The 18,006-nt window shown below is 67.6% G+C and carries 16 protein-coding genes; all 16 read right to left on the bottom strand.

Annotation, left to right across the window (positions count from 1 at the left end; translation table 11 throughout):
- Positions 1-59: 59 nt before the first annotated feature.
- Positions 60-3,542, bottom strand: a complete 3,483-nt coding sequence (gene rpoB / locus ACQHIV_RS35805; RefSeq protein ID WP_427888773.1) for a DNA-directed RNA polymerase subunit beta — start codon at positions 3,540-3,542, stop codon at positions 60-62.
- Positions 3,543-3,803: 261 nt separating this feature from the next.
- Positions 3,804-4,448, bottom strand: coding sequence for a hypothetical protein (locus ACQHIV_RS35800; RefSeq protein WP_427888772.1), 645 nt, complete (start codon positions 4,446-4,448; stop codon positions 3,804-3,806).
- Entirely contained in the window at positions 4,448-4,939 is a 492-nt protein-coding gene (locus tag ACQHIV_RS35795) for a hypothetical protein (protein WP_380197827.1), read from the bottom strand. Before ACQHIV_RS35795 ends, ACQHIV_RS35800 begins: the two co-directional genes overlap by 1 nt.
- Complete coding sequence (locus ACQHIV_RS35790; protein ID WP_427888771.1) at positions 4,936-6,225, bottom strand: MCE family protein; 1,290 nt, start codon at positions 6,223-6,225, stop codon at positions 4,936-4,938. The genes ACQHIV_RS35795 and ACQHIV_RS35790 overlap by 4 nt, the downstream gene beginning before the upstream one ends.
- Entirely contained in the window at positions 6,222-7,445 is a 1,224-nt protein-coding gene (locus ACQHIV_RS35785) for an MCE family protein (protein ID WP_427888770.1), read from the bottom strand. The genes ACQHIV_RS35790 and ACQHIV_RS35785 overlap by 4 nt, the downstream gene beginning before the upstream one ends.
- Positions 7,442-8,629: an MCE family protein gene (locus ACQHIV_RS35780; protein ID WP_427888769.1), complete on the bottom strand. Its 1,188-nt coding sequence runs from the start codon at positions 8,627-8,629 to the stop codon at positions 7,442-7,444. Before ACQHIV_RS35780 ends, ACQHIV_RS35785 begins: the two co-directional genes overlap by 4 nt.
- Positions 8,629-9,642 (bottom strand): MCE family protein, encoded by a 1,014-nt coding sequence (locus ACQHIV_RS35775; protein WP_427888768.1) that lies wholly within the window; start codon positions 9,640-9,642, stop codon positions 8,629-8,631. Before ACQHIV_RS35775 ends, ACQHIV_RS35780 begins: the two co-directional genes overlap by 1 nt.
- Positions 9,639-10,670, bottom strand: a complete 1,032-nt coding sequence (locus tag ACQHIV_RS35770; protein WP_427888767.1) for an MCE family protein — start codon at positions 10,668-10,670, stop codon at positions 9,639-9,641. The genes ACQHIV_RS35775 and ACQHIV_RS35770 overlap by 4 nt, the downstream gene beginning before the upstream one ends.
- Positions 10,667-11,995, bottom strand: a complete 1,329-nt coding sequence (locus ACQHIV_RS35765; protein ID WP_427888766.1) for an MCE family protein — start codon at positions 11,993-11,995, stop codon at positions 10,667-10,669. The genes ACQHIV_RS35770 and ACQHIV_RS35765 overlap by 4 nt, the downstream gene beginning before the upstream one ends.
- A complete protein-coding gene (locus tag ACQHIV_RS35760; RefSeq protein ID WP_427888765.1) occupies positions 11,992-12,819 on the bottom strand; it encodes an MlaE family ABC transporter permease in 828 nt (275 codons plus the stop codon). The genes ACQHIV_RS35765 and ACQHIV_RS35760 overlap by 4 nt, the downstream gene beginning before the upstream one ends.
- 1 nt (position 12,820) lies before the next feature.
- Entirely contained in the window at positions 12,821-13,594 is a 774-nt protein-coding gene (locus tag ACQHIV_RS35755; RefSeq protein ID WP_380197810.1) for an MlaE family ABC transporter permease, read from the bottom strand.
- Positions 13,591-14,538, bottom strand: coding sequence for an ABC transporter ATP-binding protein (locus ACQHIV_RS35750; protein ID WP_344191614.1), 948 nt, complete (start codon positions 14,536-14,538; stop codon positions 13,591-13,593). The genes ACQHIV_RS35755 and ACQHIV_RS35750 overlap by 4 nt, the downstream gene beginning before the upstream one ends.
- A gap of 201 nt (positions 14,539-14,739) precedes the next feature.
- Positions 14,740-15,129 (bottom strand): 50S ribosomal protein L7/L12, encoded by a 390-nt coding sequence (rplL, locus tag ACQHIV_RS35745; RefSeq protein ID WP_131465657.1) that lies wholly within the window; start codon positions 15,127-15,129, stop codon positions 14,740-14,742.
- A gap of 63 nt (positions 15,130-15,192) precedes the next feature.
- Complete coding sequence (rplJ, locus tag ACQHIV_RS35740) at positions 15,193-15,801, bottom strand: 50S ribosomal protein L10 (RefSeq protein WP_427888764.1); 609 nt, start codon at positions 15,799-15,801, stop codon at positions 15,193-15,195.
- Between the two features lie 205 nt (positions 15,802-16,006).
- Complete coding sequence (locus tag ACQHIV_RS35735) at positions 16,007-17,182, bottom strand: MFS transporter (RefSeq protein ID WP_427888763.1); 1,176 nt, start codon at positions 17,180-17,182, stop codon at positions 16,007-16,009.
- Positions 17,182-17,991 (bottom strand): IclR family transcriptional regulator, encoded by an 810-nt coding sequence (locus ACQHIV_RS35730; RefSeq protein WP_427888762.1) that lies wholly within the window; start codon positions 17,989-17,991, stop codon positions 17,182-17,184. Before ACQHIV_RS35730 ends, ACQHIV_RS35735 begins: the two co-directional genes overlap by 1 nt.
- Between the last annotated feature and the right edge of the window lie 15 nt (positions 17,992-18,006).

Below are 18,006 nucleotides of genomic sequence, written 5' to 3'. Positions count from 1 at the left end.
TCTCCCGTTGCTAAAAGTGGTCTGAGTGAGTTGGTTGTTGATGTCAAGCGGCAACCCGCTCAGACCTCCTCGACACTGTTCGGCTCGCGCCGGGACAGGTCGATGCCCAGTTCCTCCGCCGCCCGGAAGACGTCCTCCTCGCTGTCGCGCATCTCGACCCGGCTTCCGTCGGACGAGAGCACCTCGACGTTGAGGCAGAGGGACTGCATTTCCTTGACCAGAACCTTGAACGACTCCGGGATACCCGGCTCCGGGATGTTCTCGCCCTTGACGATCGCCTCGTACACCTTGACCCGCCCGACGACGTCGTCGGACTTGATGGTCAGCAGTTCCTGCAGCGCGAAGGCGGCACCGTAGGCCTCCAGGGCCCACACCTCCATCTCGCCGAACCGCTGGCCACCGAACTGGGCCTTACCGCCCAGCGGCTGCTGGGTGATCATCGAGTACGGACCGGTCGACCGCGCGTGGATCTTGTCGTCGACCAGGTGGTGCAGCTTCAGGATGTACATGTAGCCGACACCGATCGGGTCCGGGAACGGCTCACCCGAACGGCCGTCGAACAGCCGCGCCTTGCCCTGGCCGTTGACCATCCGGACGCCGTCGCGGTTCGGCAGCGTCGAGGACAGCAGGCCGGTGACCTCTTCCTCGGTGGCGCCGTCGAAGACCGGGGTGGCGACGTTGGTCATCGGCTCGGCCGAGCCGGCACCGAGCTTGATCAGCCGCTGTGCCCACTCTTCCTCGTTCTCCGGGTCGACCTCCCAGCCGCGGCTGGCGATCCACCCGAGGTGGGTCTCCAGCACCTGGCCGACGTTCATCCGGCCGGGCACGCCCAGCGGGTTCAGGATCACGTCGACGTGGGTGCCGTCCTCGAGGAACGGCATGTCCTCGACCGGCAGGATCTTGGAGATGACGCCCTTGTTGCCGTGCCGGCCGGCCAGCTTGTCGCCGACCGAGATCTTCCGCTTCTGGGCGACGTAGACCCGGACCAGCTGGTTGACGCCCGGCGGCAGCTCGTCGCCGTTGTCGCGGTCGAAGACCCGGACACCGATGACGGTGCCCTCCTCGCCGTGCGGCACCTTCAGCGACGTGTCGCGGACCTCGCGCGCCTTCTCACCGAAGATCGCGCGCAGCAGCCGCTCCTCCGGGGTCAGCTCGGTCTCGCCCTTCGGGGTGACCTTGCCGACCAGGATGTCACCGGTGGTGACCTCGGCGCCGATCCGGATGATGCCGCGCTCGTCCAGGTCGGACAGCATCTCGTCGGAGACGTTCGGGATGTCCCGGGTGATCTCCTCCGGGCCCAGCTTGGTGTCCCGGGCGTCGACCTCGTGCTCCTCGATGTGGATCGAGGTCAGCAGGTCCTGCTGCACGACGCGCTGGCTGAGGATGATCGCGTCCTCGTAGTTGTAGCCCTCCCACGTCATGAACGCGACCAGCATGTTCCGGCCGAGGGCCATCTCGCCCTCGTCGGTGCACGGACCGTCGGCCAGCGGCGTACCGATCTCGACCCGCTGCCCGGCGTCCACCAGCGGGCGCTGGTTGATGCAGGTGCCCTGGTTCGAGCGGCGGAACTTCGCCATCCGGTAGGTCTGGTACGTGCCGTCGTCGGCGGCGATCTCGATCAGGTCGGCCGAGACCTCCTTGACCACACCGGCCTTGTCGGAGGTGACCACGTCACCCGCGTCGACCGCACCGCGGAACTCCATGCCGGTACCGACCAGCGGGGCGTCCGAGGTGATCAGCGGCACCGCCTGGCGCTGCATGTTCGAACCCATCAGCGCGCGGTTCGCGTCGTCGTGCTCGAGGAACGGGATCAGCGCCGTCGCCACCGACACCATCTGGCGCGGCGAGACGTCCATGTAGTCCACGTCCTCGACCGGGACGAGCTCGACCTCGCCGTGCCGGCGGCGGACCAGTACGCGCTCCTCGGCGAACCGGTTGTCGTCGGTCAGCGCGGCGTTCGCCTGCGCGATGACGAACCGGTCCTCCTCGTCGGCGGTCAGGTAGTCCACCTGGTCGGTGACGGCGCCGTCGGCGACCTTGCGGTACGGCGTCTCGACGAAGCCGAACGCGTTCACCCGGCCGTACGACGCGAGCGAGCCGATCAGGCCGATGTTCGGGCCTTCCGGGGTCTCGATCGGGCACATCCGGCCGTAGTGCGACGGGTGGACGTCGCGGACCTCGAAGCCGGCCCGCTCACGGCTCAGACCACCCGGGCCGAGCGCGTTCAGCCGGCGCTTGTGGGTCAGGCCCGCGACCGGGTTGGTCTGGTCCATGAACTGGGACAGCTGCGACGTACCGAAGAACTCCTTCAGCGCCGCGACCACCGGGCGGATGTTGATCAGGGTCTGCGGCGTGATCGCCTCGACGTCCTGGGTCGTCATCCGCTCCCGGACCACGCGCTCCATCCGGGCCAGGCCGGTGCGCAGCTGGTTCTGGATCAGCTCACCGACGGTGCGCAGCCGGCGGTTGCCGAAGTGGTCGATGTCGTCCTCTTCGACCACGATCTCGCCGCGCGGAGCCGGCAGCTCGGTCTTGCCCTCGTGCAGCGCGACCAGGTACTTGATCGTGGCGACGATGTCGTCGACGGTCAGCACCGCCTGGTCGTGCGCCTCGTCCCGGCCGAGCTTCTTGTTGATCTTGTAGCGGCCGACCTTGGCCAGGTCGTAGCGCTTGCCGTTGAAGTAGTAGTTCTCCAGCAGCGCCTGCGCGGCCTCGCGGGTCGGCGGCTCACCCGGACGCAGCTTGCGGTAGATGTCCAGCAGCGCGTCGTCCTGCCCGGAGGTGTGGTCCTTCTCCAGGGTGAGGCGGATCGACTCGTAGTCGCCGAACTCCTCGAGGATCTGCGCGTCGGTCCAGCCGAGCGCCTTCAGCAGGACGGTGACGTTCTGCTTGCGCTTGCGGTCGAGGCGGACGCCGACCATGTCGCGCTTGTCCACCTCGAACTCCAGCCACGCGCCGCGCGACGGGATGATCTTGGCGGTGAAGATGTCCTTGTCGGACGTCTTGTCCGGGGTGCGCTCGAAGTACACACCGGGCGAACGGACGAGCTGGGACACGACGACCCGCTCGGTGCCGTTGATCACGAACGTGCCCTTGCGGGTCATCAGCGGGAAGTCGCCCATGAACACGGTCTGGCTCTTGATCTCGCCGGTCTCGTTGTTCATGAACTCGGCGGTGACGAACAGCGGAGCGGAGTACGTGACGTCCCGTTCCTTGCACTCGTCGACCGTGTTCTTCGGCGGCTCGAAGCGGTGGTCGCGGAACGACAGCGACATGGTGCCGCTGAAGTCCTCGATCGGGGAGATCTCCTCGAAAATCTCTTCCAGGCCGCTGGGGCCGGACAGGTCCGACCGCCCCTCGGCCTCGGCGGCGGCCACGCGGGCCTGCCACGTTTCGTTGCCGACCAGCCAGTCGAAACTGTCCACCTGCAGCGCAAGCAGATCCGGAACCTGGAGCGGCTCGGAGATCTTTGCGAAGGAGATGCGGCGGGGGCCGGTGACGTTGGAAATGCTGTCGGACTGGGGGTTGCGCGAGGCGACCAAGGGGCGTCCTTCCACGGGCTCGCAAAATCACATCGGTGCTGGGTGCGCACGCCAAGCCGCCCCAGTCAAGTCGGAGACCCGAGCGAGGGCGAGAGAAAGGCAGCGCAAAGCAATAGGCTACATGATCCAGGCAAGCCTGTCCAATGGGGTCCAATATTTTGCCGTCGGACCACCCTCTCCGTCAAGGACCGACCCGGGATCTCCAGTGAGCAGATCACCCACGAGACCTCCGGCGCCCCTCGGTGCGGAGTTAGGTAGAGATTACAGTCCGGCGATCTCCTGGACCAGCCATCGGTCGCCGTTTCGGACCATGGTGAACCGGGTCCGGTTCAGGTCCACCCGGGGACTACCCTTCGTGATCGTGCTGGTCGTCGTCTGGTTCACGAAGATGATCAGCGTGACCCGGTCGGCGTCGCCGTCGCGGACCGCGACCTCGCGGACGTCGGCCTTCACGGTGGCCTTGGTCTTGGTGGCGAGCTCGCCGGCCACCTTCGCGGTCTCGTCGAACTTCGCGGCGAAGTCCGGCGTCATCGTCGCCCGAGCGGCGGCGAAACTCTGGTCCAGGTGCTGGTAGTCGTAGCTGAGAGCGGTCTCAGCGGCCTTCCGGCCGGCCGCGGCGGCCTGGTCCCGGGCGTCCTCGGCCTGCTGGCCGTGCCAGGCCTTGATGCCGAGCACGGCGGCGACGGCCAGGGTCAGTACGACGACCACGCCGAGCGCGGCGGTCAGTACGTTCCCCAAACCGCGCGGGCGGTCACTCTCCGTAGAAGTCTCGGGCTCGACCGGCTCCGGAACCACTTCCTTCTCAGGCTCCGCTGTGACTGGTGTCACAACGTCCTGGACGCTCTCCTCCGGCTTCGCGGGGCGGCGCTGGCCGGCGATCCGGGGGCGGTTGCGTGGCGACGGCATCAGCCCACCACCTGCAGGTCGGCGGTCAGCCAGTGGCCCTTCTCGCGGACCATGTCCAGCTTGATCCGGTACCGGCGCTCGGTCCCGGTGGTCGAGGCGGTGTTGGTCACGACCGCGTTCACGATCACCAGCACCTGCGCGGAGTCCTTGTCGCTGGACACCACACCCGCCTCCTTCACGTCCCCCTTCGAGGTCGCCTTGTTCGACACCACGTCGGTCTTCACCGCGTCGATCCCGGCCTGGAACTCCTGCTTGAACTGCCCGGTGGAGTCGTCGATGACCCGCTTCGAGTCCGCGTCCCAGGTCTCGTAGTTGTACGTCGTGAAGTCCAGCGCGAGCTGCCGCGCCGCCTTCATCGCGCCGCTGCGCTGCTCGGCCGCGGCGCGCTGCTTGCTCAGCGCCACCACCGAGAGGGTCAGCCCGACGAGTGCCACGATCAGCAGCACGCTCAGCGCCCAGGCCAGCACCAGCCGGCCGTTCCGTGCGATCACTTGCCCGTCACCGGTCCGAGGATGAGTGCCTTCCAGGAGTCGCTGCCGAGCAGCTCCTGCTGTCCGCCGGTCGAGCCGAGCACGATGTCCGGCATCCCGCCGGTACCGCCCGCCTGACCGGTCGCCGGGTCGTACCCGACGCCGTACCCGGTCCGGTTCAGGTACCGCGACGACGGGGCCGGCTTGTTCTGCGAGCCGCGGACGTTCACGCCGGTCGACGGGTTCGCCGTACACGCGGCACCGGTGTTCGCGGGCGTGTTCGCGACGTCCTGCGGGACTCGCTTGTCGGTGCCGCCGTACCCGGTCGTGCACGCGTGCGGGCTGAGCCCGACGACGAGGCCGAAGTGCGCGTCGTAGTGCCCGGTGCCCGGGTCCTTGGCCGGTACGACGTACCCGCCCATCGCCACCGCCGGATACACCACCATCAGCTGTTCGACGGCATCCAGCCGGACCGCGGTCAGTTGGCTCACCGTCAGCAGGTTACCCAGCAGCACCGCGACGTCCGCGCTGTTGTCCTGGATCAGCCCGGTGATCTGGGTGGAGGCCAGCGAGCCCTGGTCGATCACGGTCCGCAGGTTCGTGTCCGAGGCGACCAGGGTGTCGGACAGCAGCGCGAGGTTCTTCGCCCAGGTCTTGATCGCGTCGCCGCTCGCCACCTGGGTGGCCAGCACGGTGTCGCCGTCGTTGATCAGCTTGATGGTCTGCAGCACGTTCGCGTCCGCGTCGTCGATCAGCTTGCCGGAGCTGTCGATGATCTTCTGCAGGTCGGTGCCCTTGCCCTTGAGCGCGGCGCCGAGCTCACGGACCGTGGTCCGCAGGCTCTCCTTGTCGACCGAGTTCACCAGCTGGTCGAGGTTCAGCAGCAGCTCGGTGGTGTCGATCGGGATCGCGGTGTCCTGGCGGGCGATCTTCGAGTTGTCCTGCAGGTACGGCGCCCCGTCGCGGCGCGGCTGCAGGTCGACGTACTGCTCGCCGATCGCGGACCGGTCCGCGACCACCGCGACCAGGTCGTTCGGGATCTTGTACTTCTTGTCGATCTCGAGGTTCACGTCGACGCCGTCGGGCAGCAGCTTGAGCTCGCCGACCCGGCCGACCGGCTGTCCGCGGTACGTCACCTCGGCGCCGGAGAAGATCCCGCCGGACTCGGCGAAGCTGGCGCTGACCGTGTAGTTCTTGTTCACCACCAACTGGTCGACCTGCGCGTACCGGGCGCCGACGAACGCGACGCCGACGACGGTGATCAGCAGGAACACCATCAGCTGGATCCGGACCGCTCTGGTGATCATGAGACCGCTCCCGGCATCAGGGCCCGGGCCAGGTCGGGGTCGAACCCGGACCGGTTGAGCTTCGGTGTGCAGATCGGCTGCCCGAGCAGCGTGATGCAGGTCGTCGCGGTCCCGGTCGGCACCGGCAGGTTCGGCAGCGAGGTGGCCGCGCTGGTCGGCAGGTGGATCGGGAGGCTGATCCGGCCGGTCGGGATGGCGGTCGGGCCGACCGTCGGCAGGTCGATCCCGATCAGGCTCTTCAGCGCCTTCTGGGTGTCCACGTCCACGGTGATGCCGAGGTTCGTGTAGTCGCCCTTCGCGGCGTTGGCGGCCTGGTCCGGGAACGGGTACGTGAACAGCAGCTGCAGCGACTTCGGCAGGTTCTCCCCCGCCTCGGCCAGCTTGGTCAGGATCGGGAACAGCGACTTGAGGTTCGCCACCAGGTCCTGCTGCGCGGACGTGATCACCCGGGTCGCCGTGTTGCCGAGCGTGGCCAGCGCCTGCAGCGTCTTCACCAGTGCGGCCCGCTGCTGGTCCAGCACCTTGATCGAGTTCGGCAGCGAGTCGATCGCGGTCGCCAGCGTCGCCTTCTGCGCGTTCAGCTTCTTCGCGAGCGCGTCCACCGACTTGATCGCGGTAATGATCTTGGCCTTGTTCTGGTCCAGGGTGCCGACGAAGATGTTCAGCTGCGTCAGCACGCTCCGGATGGCCGGCTCGTTGCCGGTCAGGGCCTTGTTCAGCTCCTGGGTGATGATCTGCAGCTGGGCCACGCCGCCGCCGTTCAGCAGCAGCGACAGCGCCGACAGGACTTCCTCGACCTCGACGTTGCTGGTCGTCCGGGACAGCGGGATCAGCTCGCCGTTCTCGAGCTTGCCGTGCGGCTGCTCGGACCCGGTCGGCCGGGACAGCGACACGAACTTCTCGCCGAGCAGGCTGGTCTGGCGGATCGTGGCATGCGTGTTGTCCGGCAGGTCGAGGCTCTTCGGCAGCCGGATCCGCACCTTCGCGACGTACCCGTCCAGCCAGACCTTCTCGACCGTGCCGACCGTGACGTCGTCGACCTTCACCGACGACTTCGGCACCAGGTCCAGGACGTCCGCGAACTCGACGGTGACCGAGTACGACGGACCCTTGATCTTCGCGCCGCCCGGGAGCGGCAGCGAGTACACGGAGAAGTCGCACCCGGTGAGCAGCATCGCGAGCGCGGCCACTCCGGCGACGAACGACAAACGGCGCTTCACTTGACCAGCCCCCCGAGCGTCGGGTCGACCGGGTCCGGGCGGTTCAGCGGGGCCTGCGGCGCGGGCGCCCACGGCGTACCGGCCGGGCCGCCGCTGGCGGGAGCGCCGCCGGCGAGTCCGGTGATCTTGGTCAGCTTGTTGAGCGCGTCCAGCACCGGCTTCAGCGCCGAGCAGGACGACATCCCCTGTCCCGCCTGGATCAGGATCGAGCAGATGAACGTCGCCGGGTCGTCGAGCTGGCCGGGGTTGATGCGCTGGTCCAGCGTGCCGAACTGCGGGTTGTAGATCCGGGCCAGGTTGCCGAGGCCGAGCGGCGCGGTGTCCAGCACCTCCGCGATCGCGGCCTTCTCCTTCACCAGGATCTGCGACAGCTGGGTGGCGCTGGAGACCGTCGTCTTCACCAGCCCCCGATTGTCCTTCACGAACGTCGCGACCTCGCCGAGTGCGGTCGCCAGCAGCGCCAGCGCCGTACCGAGGTCCTTCCGCTCACCGGCCAGCGTGGTCGTGGTCTGGGCGAAGTTCGTGTTGAACTGCTTCACCAGCGCGTCGTTCGCCGCCAGCGCCGACACGAACGTCTGCAGCTGCCGGATCGTGTTGAACAGTGCCGACGAGTTCCCCGACAGCGTGCTGGTCAGCTTCGACACGTCGGTGATGGTCTGGTTGATCTTCGCGCCCTGGCCGTTCAGGTTCTTCGCCGAGACGTCCAGCAACCGGGCCAGCGCGCCCTGGTCGTTCGCACCCTTCGGGCCGAGCGCCACCGACAGGTCGTTGAGGCTCTGGTAGATCTGGTCGAGCTCCAGCGGTACGGCGGTCCGGTCCAGCGGGATCTCGGCGCCGTCGGCCATCACGTCGCCCTTGGAGTACGCCGGCGTGAGCTGCAGGTACCGGTCCGCGACGATCGACGGCGACGCGATCACCGCCTTCGCCGACGCGGGCACCTTGTTCTTCGCGTCCCACCAGAACTTCACCCGGACCGAGCGCCCGGCCGGCGTGATGCTCTCCACCTCGCCGACCTTGATGCCGAGGATCCGGACGTCGGAGCCCGGGTAGATCGACACCGCCCGCGGGAAGTACGCCGTCGCGGTCACCCGCTTGGGCTTCGGCCACAGCGTGACGGCGCTGACCGCGACGATCACCAGGATCACCGCCAGCGCGATCAGCCGGGACAGCCCGTTGACCTTCATCACCCGCCACCTCCCAGGATCGGGGGCAGCCCGGTGGGCAGCACCTTGGGCAACGGGATCTCCGGGACCGGCGCGAGGTTCTGCAGGTACGTGTCGAACCACGGCCCGGTGCCGAGCGTGTTCGTGAAGACCCGGACGAACGGCGCGAGCCCCTTCAGGCTGGCGTCCAGCGAGTTCTGGTTCTGCAGCAGCACCGCGAGCACCGCGTTCACCTTCTGCAGGGTCGGCGCGAGGTCCTTGCGGTTCTCCCGGACCAGCGCGGTGATCTGCGCGGACAGCGCCTGCGTCGACACCAGCAGCTGGTGGATCAGCGCCCGCCGGGCCTGCACCGCCTGGAAGACCTTGTTGCCGTCCTTCATCAGCTTGATCAGCTGCTGGTTGCGGTCGGCAAGCACCTTGGTGACCACGTTCGAGTGCTGCAGCAGGAGCTTCAGCTGGGCGTCGCGCTTGGCGACGTTCTCGGACAGCCTGGACAGGCCGGTCAGCGAGGCCTGCACTTCTTCGGGCGTGTTCTGGAACGTCGCCGACAGCGTGTCCAGGGCCTTCGCCAGCTGCGCGGTGTTGATCCGCTCGGTGGTGTTGGCGAGGTCCGTGAACGCGTCGACCACGTCGTACGCCGAGATCGTCCGGTCCAGCGGGATCTCCGAACCCGGCTTGAGCTGACCCGAACCGGCCGGGTCGAGCTTCAGGTACTTCTGCCCGAGCAGGGTCTTGATCTTCATCTCGGCGCCGGTCTCGTCGCCGAGCTTCACGCCCTTGTCGACCACGAAGTCGACCCGCACGTGGGTGCCTTCGAGGACCACGTCGCGGACCTTGCCGACGCGCACGCCGGCCACCCGGATCTCGTCGTTCGCCTTCAGCCCGCCGGCCTCGGAGAACTGCGCGGAGTACTTCGTGCCGCCGCCGATCAGCGGCAGGTCCTGGGCCTTGAACGCGGCCAGCATGATCAGGCCGATCACGGTCAGCCCGATCACGCCGATCGTCACCTGGTTCTGTTCCCGGAAGGGCTTCACTTCTTGCACCTCGCCGAGTTGTTGTCGTAGGCCACCGGGATCCGGGTGCCGATCGGCAGCGTGACGTTGCCGTCGAAGTTGCACAGGTAGAAGTTGAACCAGGAGCCGTACGACGCGGTCCGGGTCATCGTGTTCAGCTTCTGCGGCATGAACTGCAGCGTCTTCACCCAGATCGACTGGGTGTCGTCGAGGGTGCTCGCGACCGTGCGGAGCTTGTCCAGGTCGGCCTTGATCGGCACCCGGGTCTGCTGCAACAGGCCGGCGGTCTTGGTGTTCAGCGAGTTGATCGAGGTCAGCGAGCTGAGGATCGGGTTGATGTCCTGGCTCAGGCCGGTGATGAACTGCTGCAGGTTGACCAGCAGCTGGGAGAAGTTCTGCTGCCGCTGCGAGACGATCTGCAGCGTCGAGGTCAGGTTCGTGATCAGGTCGCCGATCACCTGGTCGGCGTTCGCCAGCGTGGTGGTCAGCGACGCGGTCTTGGCCAGCAGCGACTCGATCGTGCCGCCCTCGCCCTGCAGCACCTTGATCACCTCGAACGCGAACTGGTTCACGTCCGCCGGCGTGAGCGCGGTGAACAGCGGCTTGAACCCGTTGAACAGCACCGACAGGTCCAGCGCCGGCGTCGTCCGCTCCTTCGGGATGATGCCGTTCTGCTTCAGCCGCGGGCCGCCGCCGACACCGTCGGTGAGCGCGATGTACCGGTTGCCGACCAGGTTCCGGTAGCGCAGCGTCGCGTGCGTCGAGGAGTCCAGCACCTGGTCGGAGTCGACGCTGAACGTCACCATCGCGAGCTTGTCCTGGTAGAGCGCGATCTTGTCGACCTGCCCGACCTTGACGCCCGCGATCCGGATGTCGTCGCCCTGGTTCAGCCCGACCGCGTCGGTGAAGACCGCGCGGTACTTCGTCGTCGGGTTGAAGCTGATGTTCCCGATCGTCACCGCGAGCAGCGCGGTCGCGATCGTCGTCACGACCACGAAGATCCCGAGCCGGACCGTGTCGAAGGTGGTCTTCTTGTCGAAGAAGCTCATCGGAGGTTCACCTGCCCGCCGCGGAGGAGCGGTCCGACGATCAGCGTGGTCAGATCCGGTACGTCGTTCGCGGGCACGCCCATCGCGGGGCCGACGACCGAGTCGATCACCTGCTGCTCGGCCGGCGTACCGACGCCCTGGGTGTCCATCGCGGCGCCAGGCATCACGCTGTTCAGCTTCAGGTTCACCGGGAAGCGCTGGTTCTTGTTGTGGTCGCCGATCACGCCGTCGTCGCCGGTCACGTACGGCGCCGGGTTCTGCTGCGTGTACGGGCCGGGCTTCTCACCGGGGACGCTGTAGTTCTTGCCGACACAGGTCGGGCCGCGGTGGTCGGCGTACACCGGCTTCTCGTTCGGCGCGTACGGCGTCGGCTGGTTGGTGATCAGCTCGAGGTTGATGTTCAGCTGGCCGTTGCGGAACGTGTCGTTCAGGATCGGCGTGGTGTCGGTCATCACCTGCAGGAAGCACGGCACCTCGGGGGCGTACTTCTCCAGCAGGTCCAGCACCGGGCGGCTGACCTGGCCGAGCCGGATCACCCGGTCCTCGTTCGCCTTCAGGAACGTGTTGCCGGTCGTGGACAGCTGCTGGACGTCGACGAAGAACGACTGCAGCTGCTTCTGCTTCTCGACCACCGTGTTGCCGGTGATGGTCAGGTTGCGCAGCGCGCGGACGAGGTCCGGGGTCGCGTCGCCGTAGATGTCCGAGACCTGGCTGAGCTTGGCGAGCGCGTCCATCAGCTTCGGGACGCTCGGGTTCAGCTTCTTCAGGTACGCGTCCAGCTGGGTCAGCGTGCCGGCGATCTCGGTACCGCGGCCCTCGAGCGCGGTCGCCAGCGTGTTCAGCGTCGCGTTCAGGTCGGCCGGGTCGACCGCCTGGAGCAGCGGCAGCGCGTCGTTCAGCACCTTCTCGATCTCGATACCGACCGCGGTCTTGTCCCGCTGGATCACGTCGCCGGCCTTGATGTGCGCGCCCTCCGGGCCGTTCGGCGGCACGAGTGCGACGTACTTCTCGCCGAACAGCGTCTTCGGCAGGATCCGGGCGCTGACCGCGGCGGAGATCTCGTCCACCTGGTCCGGCTTCAGCGCCAGGTCGACGGTCGCCTCGTCGCCGTTCGTGGAGACCTTGCGGACCTCGCCGACGATGATGCCGCGCAGCTTCACGTCCGCGTGCTCGTTCAGCTGCAGACCGATGTGGCTCGTCTTCAGCTCGACGTTCACGGTCTTGACGAAGACCTTGGCGTAGAACGCGTACGTCAGCCAGAGCAGGAACACCAGGACGCCGATGAACAGCACGCCCAGCACCTTGTGCGAGATAAGTCGGGTCATCCGGCCAGCCTCACAGTGGTCGTCGTACCCCAGATGGCCATCGAGAGCAGCAGGTCGACGACGTTGATCACGACGATCGACGTACGCACGGCCCGCCCGACGGCGACGCCGACGCCGGCAGGGCCGCCGGTGGCGTGGTACCCGTGGTAGCAGTGCACCAGGATCACCAGCACCGAGAACACCAGCACCTTGCCGAACGACCAGAGCACGTCCCCGGGCGGCAGGAACAGGTGGAAGTAGTGGTCGTACGTACCGGTGCTCTGCCCGTAGAACGTGGTCACGGTCAGCCGGGTCGCGAAGTACGACGAGAGCAGGCCGACGACGTACAGCGGGATCACGGCAACCAGGCCGGCGATGATCCGGGTGGTGACCAGGAACGGCAGCGACGGGATCGCCATCACCTCGAGGGCGTCGATCTCCTCGCTGATCCGCATCGCGCCGAGCTGCGCGGTGAACCCGCAGCCGACGGTCGCGGCGAGCGCGATCCCGGCGATCAGCGGGCCGATCTCGCGGGTGTTGATGTACGCCGACACGAAGCCGGCGAACGCCGACGTACCGATCTGGTTCAGCGCCGAGTAGCCCTGCAGGCCGACCTCGGTACCGGTGAAGAACGCCAGGAACGTGATCACGCCGACGGTGCCGCCGATCACCGCGAGCGCTCCGGTGCCGAGCGTCACCTCGGCGAGCAGCCGCAGGATCTCCTTGCGGTACCGGGTGACGGACTTGCCGGACCAGGCCAGCGCCTTGATGTAGAACGCCAGCTGCTCGCCGAGCTTGTCGAGCGAGTTCAGCGGCTTCTTCACCAGGGTGTCCAGGGCCGACACGTCAGGCCCCCTTCGGCGGAACGAGCTGGAAGTAGATCGCGGTCATCGAGAAGTTCGCGACGAACAGCAGCATGAACGTGATCACCACGGACTGGTTCACCGCGTCGCCGACGCCCTTCGGGCCGCCGCCCGCGTTCACACCCTTGTACGCCGCCACGACCGCGGCGATCGCGCCGAAGACGAGCGCCTTCGCCTGGCCCTGCCACAGGTCGGGGAGGTGCGCCAGCGCGGTGAAGGACGCGATGTAGCTGCCCGGCGTACCGTCCTGCAGGACGACGTTGAAGATGTAGCCGCCCATCACGCCGACGACGCTGACGAAACCGTTCAGGAAGAACGCGACCAGCATCGTGGCCAGCACCCGCGGTACGACGAGACGCTGGATCGGGTCGATCCCCAGCACCATCATCGCGTCCAGCTCCTCGCGGATCTTCCGGGAGCCGAGGTCCGCGCAGATCGCCGAGCCGCCGGCGCCCGCGATCAGCAGCGCGGTCGCGATCGGCGACGCCTCCCGGACCACCGCCAGGACGGCGGCCGAACCGGTGAAGGCCTGCGCGCCGAACTGCTTGATCAGGCCACCGACCTGCAGCGCGATCACCGCGCCGAACGGGATCGCGACCAGCGCGGTCGGGATGATCGTCACGCTGGCCACGAACCAGGCCTGCTGGAGGAACTCCTTCAGCTGGAACGGCCGCCGGAACATCGCCCGGAACGTGTCGAGCGCGAAAGCGAACAGCGACCCCGCGTGCTTCAGCGGGGCGGTGGCAGATACGGTCACCGAGCCCCCACGGTCGAGGTGGCGAACGAGCCCGGGGGCGGAGTGACGCCGTTCTCCCGGCACCATTCGCCCGGCGGGCGCTGGGTCGGACGGAGCATGCCGCTGCTGGGCAGCTGCTGGATCGGGATCGGCGGCAGCGGCGGCAACTCCTGGCCGGCCTCGGCCGCGAGCTCCTCGGCGTCCTTCTCCTCGGACATCCCGATCGGGCCGACCATCTGCGCGTTCAGGAACTGCCGGACGACCGGCTCCTCGCTGGACAGCAGCATCTCCCGCGGGCCGAACATCGCCAGGTGCCGGTGATACAGCATGCCGATGTTGTCCGGCACCGTCCGGGCCGTGTTCACGTCGTGCGTGACGATCAGGAACGTCGGGCTGAACGCCTCGTTCAGGTCGATCATCACCTGGTTCAGGAACGACGTACGGACCGGGTCCAGGCCCGAGTCGGGCTCGTCGACGAGCAGGATCTGCGGGTCCAGCACCAGCGCGCGGGCCAGGCCGGCCCGCTTCCGCATGCCGCCGGAGATCTCGCCGGGCAGCTTCTTCTCCGCGCCGACCAGGCCGACCATCTCCATCTTCTCCATCACGATGGAGCGGATGTCGGACTCGGACTTCTTGGTGTGCTCGCGGAGCGGGAACGCGACGTTGTCGTACAGGTTCATCGAGCCGAACATCGCGCCGTCCTGGAACAGCACGCCGAACAGCCGGCGGACGTCGTACAGCTCGCGCTCGCTGCAGGTCGCGATGTCGGTGCCCTCGATGTACACGTGGCCCTTGTCGGGCTTCAGCAGGCCGATCAGCGTCTTCAGGAACACGGACTTGCCGGTGCCGGAAGGGCCGAGCATCACGCAGATCTCACCGGCCGGCAGCGTCAGGGACACGTCGCCCCAGATCAGCTGGCTGCCGAAGGACTTGGTGAGACCTTCGACGCGGACTTCTACGCCCACCGGCCCTCCTCACACGGGATGTCTGCTGCTCCCCAACGACGGGGCAGTGGCCTAGGTTACGCACGAGTACGGTTTTGCGTAACCCCTGGAAGTCAAGCGATTGCGATAGTAACCATCCGGAAATGCAGGAAGGGCGACCCCCCTTGGGGGGCCGCCCTTCTCAACACATTCGTTACGTCCCGCAGCGGAACGTAACCGACATCACTTCAGCGTGACGGTGGCGCCGGCGCCCTCGAGGGCCTCCTTGGCCTTCTCCGCGGCAGCCTTGTCGACCTTCTCCAGGATCGCCTTCGGGGCCGACTCGACGAGGTCCTTGGCCTCCTTCAGGCCGAGGCTCGTGAGACCGCGCACCTCCTTGATGACCTGGATCTTCTTGTCGCCGGCCGACTCCAGGACGACGTCGAACTCGTCCTGCTCCGCGGCCTCTTCGGCGGCAGCCGGGGCGCCCGGGGCACCGGCGGCGGCAACGGCGACCGGGGCGGCGGCGGTGACGCCGAACTCCTCCTCGAACGCCTTAACGAACTCCGACAGCTCCAGCAGGGTCAGTTCCTTGAACTGGCCGAGGAGCTCTTCGGTGCTGAGCTTCGCCATGATGGCGGTCCTTCCTGACAAAATGTTGCTTGGTGATCACTGATGGGGTGTTGCGGGAGTGCCTCAGCTGTCCGCTGCGGCGGTCTCCTCGGTGCTCGCCTCGGCAGGTGCCTCGACCTCGTCCTGAACCTCTGCCGCGGGGGCAGGGGTCTCGGCCGCGGCCGGCAGCTTGTCCTGCAGCGCCGCGAACAGGCGCGCGGCCTGCGACAGCGGAGCAGCGAACAGCGACACCGCGTTCTGCGGGGCCGCCTTCATCGCACCTGCGAGCTTCGCGAGGAGGACCTCACGCGACTCCAGGTCAGCGAGCTTGCTGATCTCGTCAGAGCTGAGCGGCTTGCCGTCGAGCACGCCGCCCTTGATGACGAGAAGGGGATTCGCCTTGGCGAAGTCACGCAGACCCTTGGCCGCAACCACCGCATCGCCCTTGATGAAGGCGATGGCCGACGGACCCTCGAGCAGCGAGTCGAACGACTCGACACCCGCGTCCTTGGCCGCGATCTTGGTCAGCGTGTTCTTCACCACGGCGTAGTTCACGTCGTCACCGAGCGAAACTCGAAGCTGCTTGAGCTGCGCAACGGTGAGACCGCGGTACTCGGTCAGCACGGCGCCGTTGGAACTACGGAACTCGTCCGTCAGCTCCGCGACAGCGGCTGCCTTGTCCGGCCTCGCCATGGGGGTCTCCTTCTATCGGCTTCCACGCCTCGGACCCCTGAAAAGAAGAAACACCCCTGCGCAGGCGCAAGGGTGTGAAACATACTGTGTCACTGTCCAAGTCACCTGCGCGGGCCGCCCACCTCTCGATGGGACCTTCAGCTACCTAGGGCAGCAACCAGCGGTCTTCGGCAATAGATAGTCTGCCTTGCGTACACCCCCTTAATCAAATCGGCTTCGGATGCGGGGGGATCCAGCGGTGCATCGCCGTGGCCGCGGCCCAGCCCGTCCCTGCCATGATCACGATCGCCGGACCCAGCCCCAGCACCGCCGTCGCCCCCGCCAGCAGCAACGGTCCGGCACCGTTCCCGGTGTCGGCGAACAACCGGAACGCTCCCAGGAACTGCGCCCTGCCGACCGGTGGTGACGCGTCCGCTCCGAGCGTCATGATCACCCCGGCACCCAGACCGTTCCCGATCCCCATCAGCAACGCGACCGCCGTCAGCGTCGCGGTCGTATGCGTCAACGGCAGCAACAGATGCGCCAGCCCCAGCACGAGCATCGACGGTACGGCGACCCACTTCCGCCCGAGCCGGTCCATCACCGAGCCGGCCGGGTAGAACAGCAGCATGTCCACCGCCCCGGACAGCCCGAAGATCACACTGGTCGTCTGCGGATCCAGCCCGATGTGCAACGCCCACAGGGGAATCACGACCTGGCGTGACGCGCGTACGGCGCCCACCAGGAGCGCCCCGACGCCAAGGGTTCGCAGTACCGGGAAGTGGTCGCGGATGACGACCCAGGTGGACTGGGCGGCGACAGGGCCTCGCCCACGCCGGTGTTCTACGTCCGGCAGGCTCAACAGCACACCACAGGCGAGTACGGCGGCCACCAGGTGCACCCAGTACGCACCGTCCGTACCCAGGAACTTCATCGCGCCCGCACCGAGGAACGGGCCGATGAAGGAGCCGATGCGCTGTACGCCGCCCAGTGTGGAGAGTGCCCGCGCCCGGAGCTCGATGGGGACCGCTTCGCTCAGATACGCCTGCCTGGCAAGGCCCCAGACCGCACCAGCGAGCCCGGTGCAGCCGATGGCGATGGCCAGACCCCACACGTTCGGGACGACCAGACAGGCTGCAAGAGCGAACGCCACGAACACCGTGGCGCCCAGCATCGCCTTGCGTTCACCTATGCGGTTCGTCAGCGCACCAGCTGGGATGTCACCGATGACCTGGCCCAGCCCAGCCGCAGCAACGACCAGACCGGCAACAGCAACGGACGCGCCTAGGTGAGTGGCCGACAGCGCGACGACCGGCGCGATGGCGCCCTGCCCGATCCCGTACAGCAGGGCGGGCAGATAGACAGCGGGTGCGATCTTCCAGAGAGTCCGGGCCTGTGACATCACCGGCCGCCGGCCAGCGCCGTACTGCGGTCCCGGGCGGCCGGGGTGGCTCCCAGCAACTCCGACACCGACCAGGCACCCGCGGCGACCCTCATCCCGAACTCCTCCATCCGCTCGACCGGCATCCGCATCTCGGGGCCGGACACACTCAGACAGCCCGCGACCGCACCGGAGTAGCCGTACACCGGTGCAGCCACGCTGCAGATGCCCGCGGTCCGCTCGGTCCGCGACATCGCGAACCCGCGCCGGCGGATCTCCGCGAACTGCTCCGCGAGCACCTCGGGGTCCGTGATCGTTGCCGGCTGCACCTGTTCCAGCGGGCCCTTCAGCACCTCCTGCTGCCGCTCGAACGGCAGGAACGCGAGCAAGGCCTTCCCGGGCGCACCCTGCGGCAACGCGACCGGCTGACCGAACTCCGTGTACGTACGGCGCAACTGGTGGAAGCTCTCGACCTGATCCAGGACCACCCGCTGCCCCGACGGCAACAGCTCGTGCACGGCCGCGGTCTCCCCGGTGTCATCACGGAGTACCCGGAGCACCGGCAGTGCAGCGTCCCGCAGACCGGCCGGAATCCCGCCGCTGTGCGCCAACTGCACGACCAGCGGGCCGATCGCGTACCGCCGGTGCGCCGTCTGACGAACGAGCCCGTTCTCCTGCATCGCCAGCAGCAACCGGTGCACGGTGCTCGTCGACAAGCCGGTCGCCCGGGCCAGATCGCTGATCCCGAGGTCCGGCGTACGGGCGTCGAAGCAGCGCAGGATCGCCACGGCCCGGTCGATCGACTGAACCGAACCGCGAGTTTCCTGCATGGTGAAACCATATCC

The sequence above is a fragment of the Kribbella polygonati genome (genome assembly GCF_050320105.1).
In the GTDB taxonomy this organism is placed as follows: Bacteria; Actinomycetota; Actinomycetes; order Propionibacteriales; family Kribbellaceae; genus Kribbella.
The sequence above is the reverse complement of the archived record's forward strand: the minus strand, read 5'-3'. Positions and strand labels throughout refer to the sequence as shown.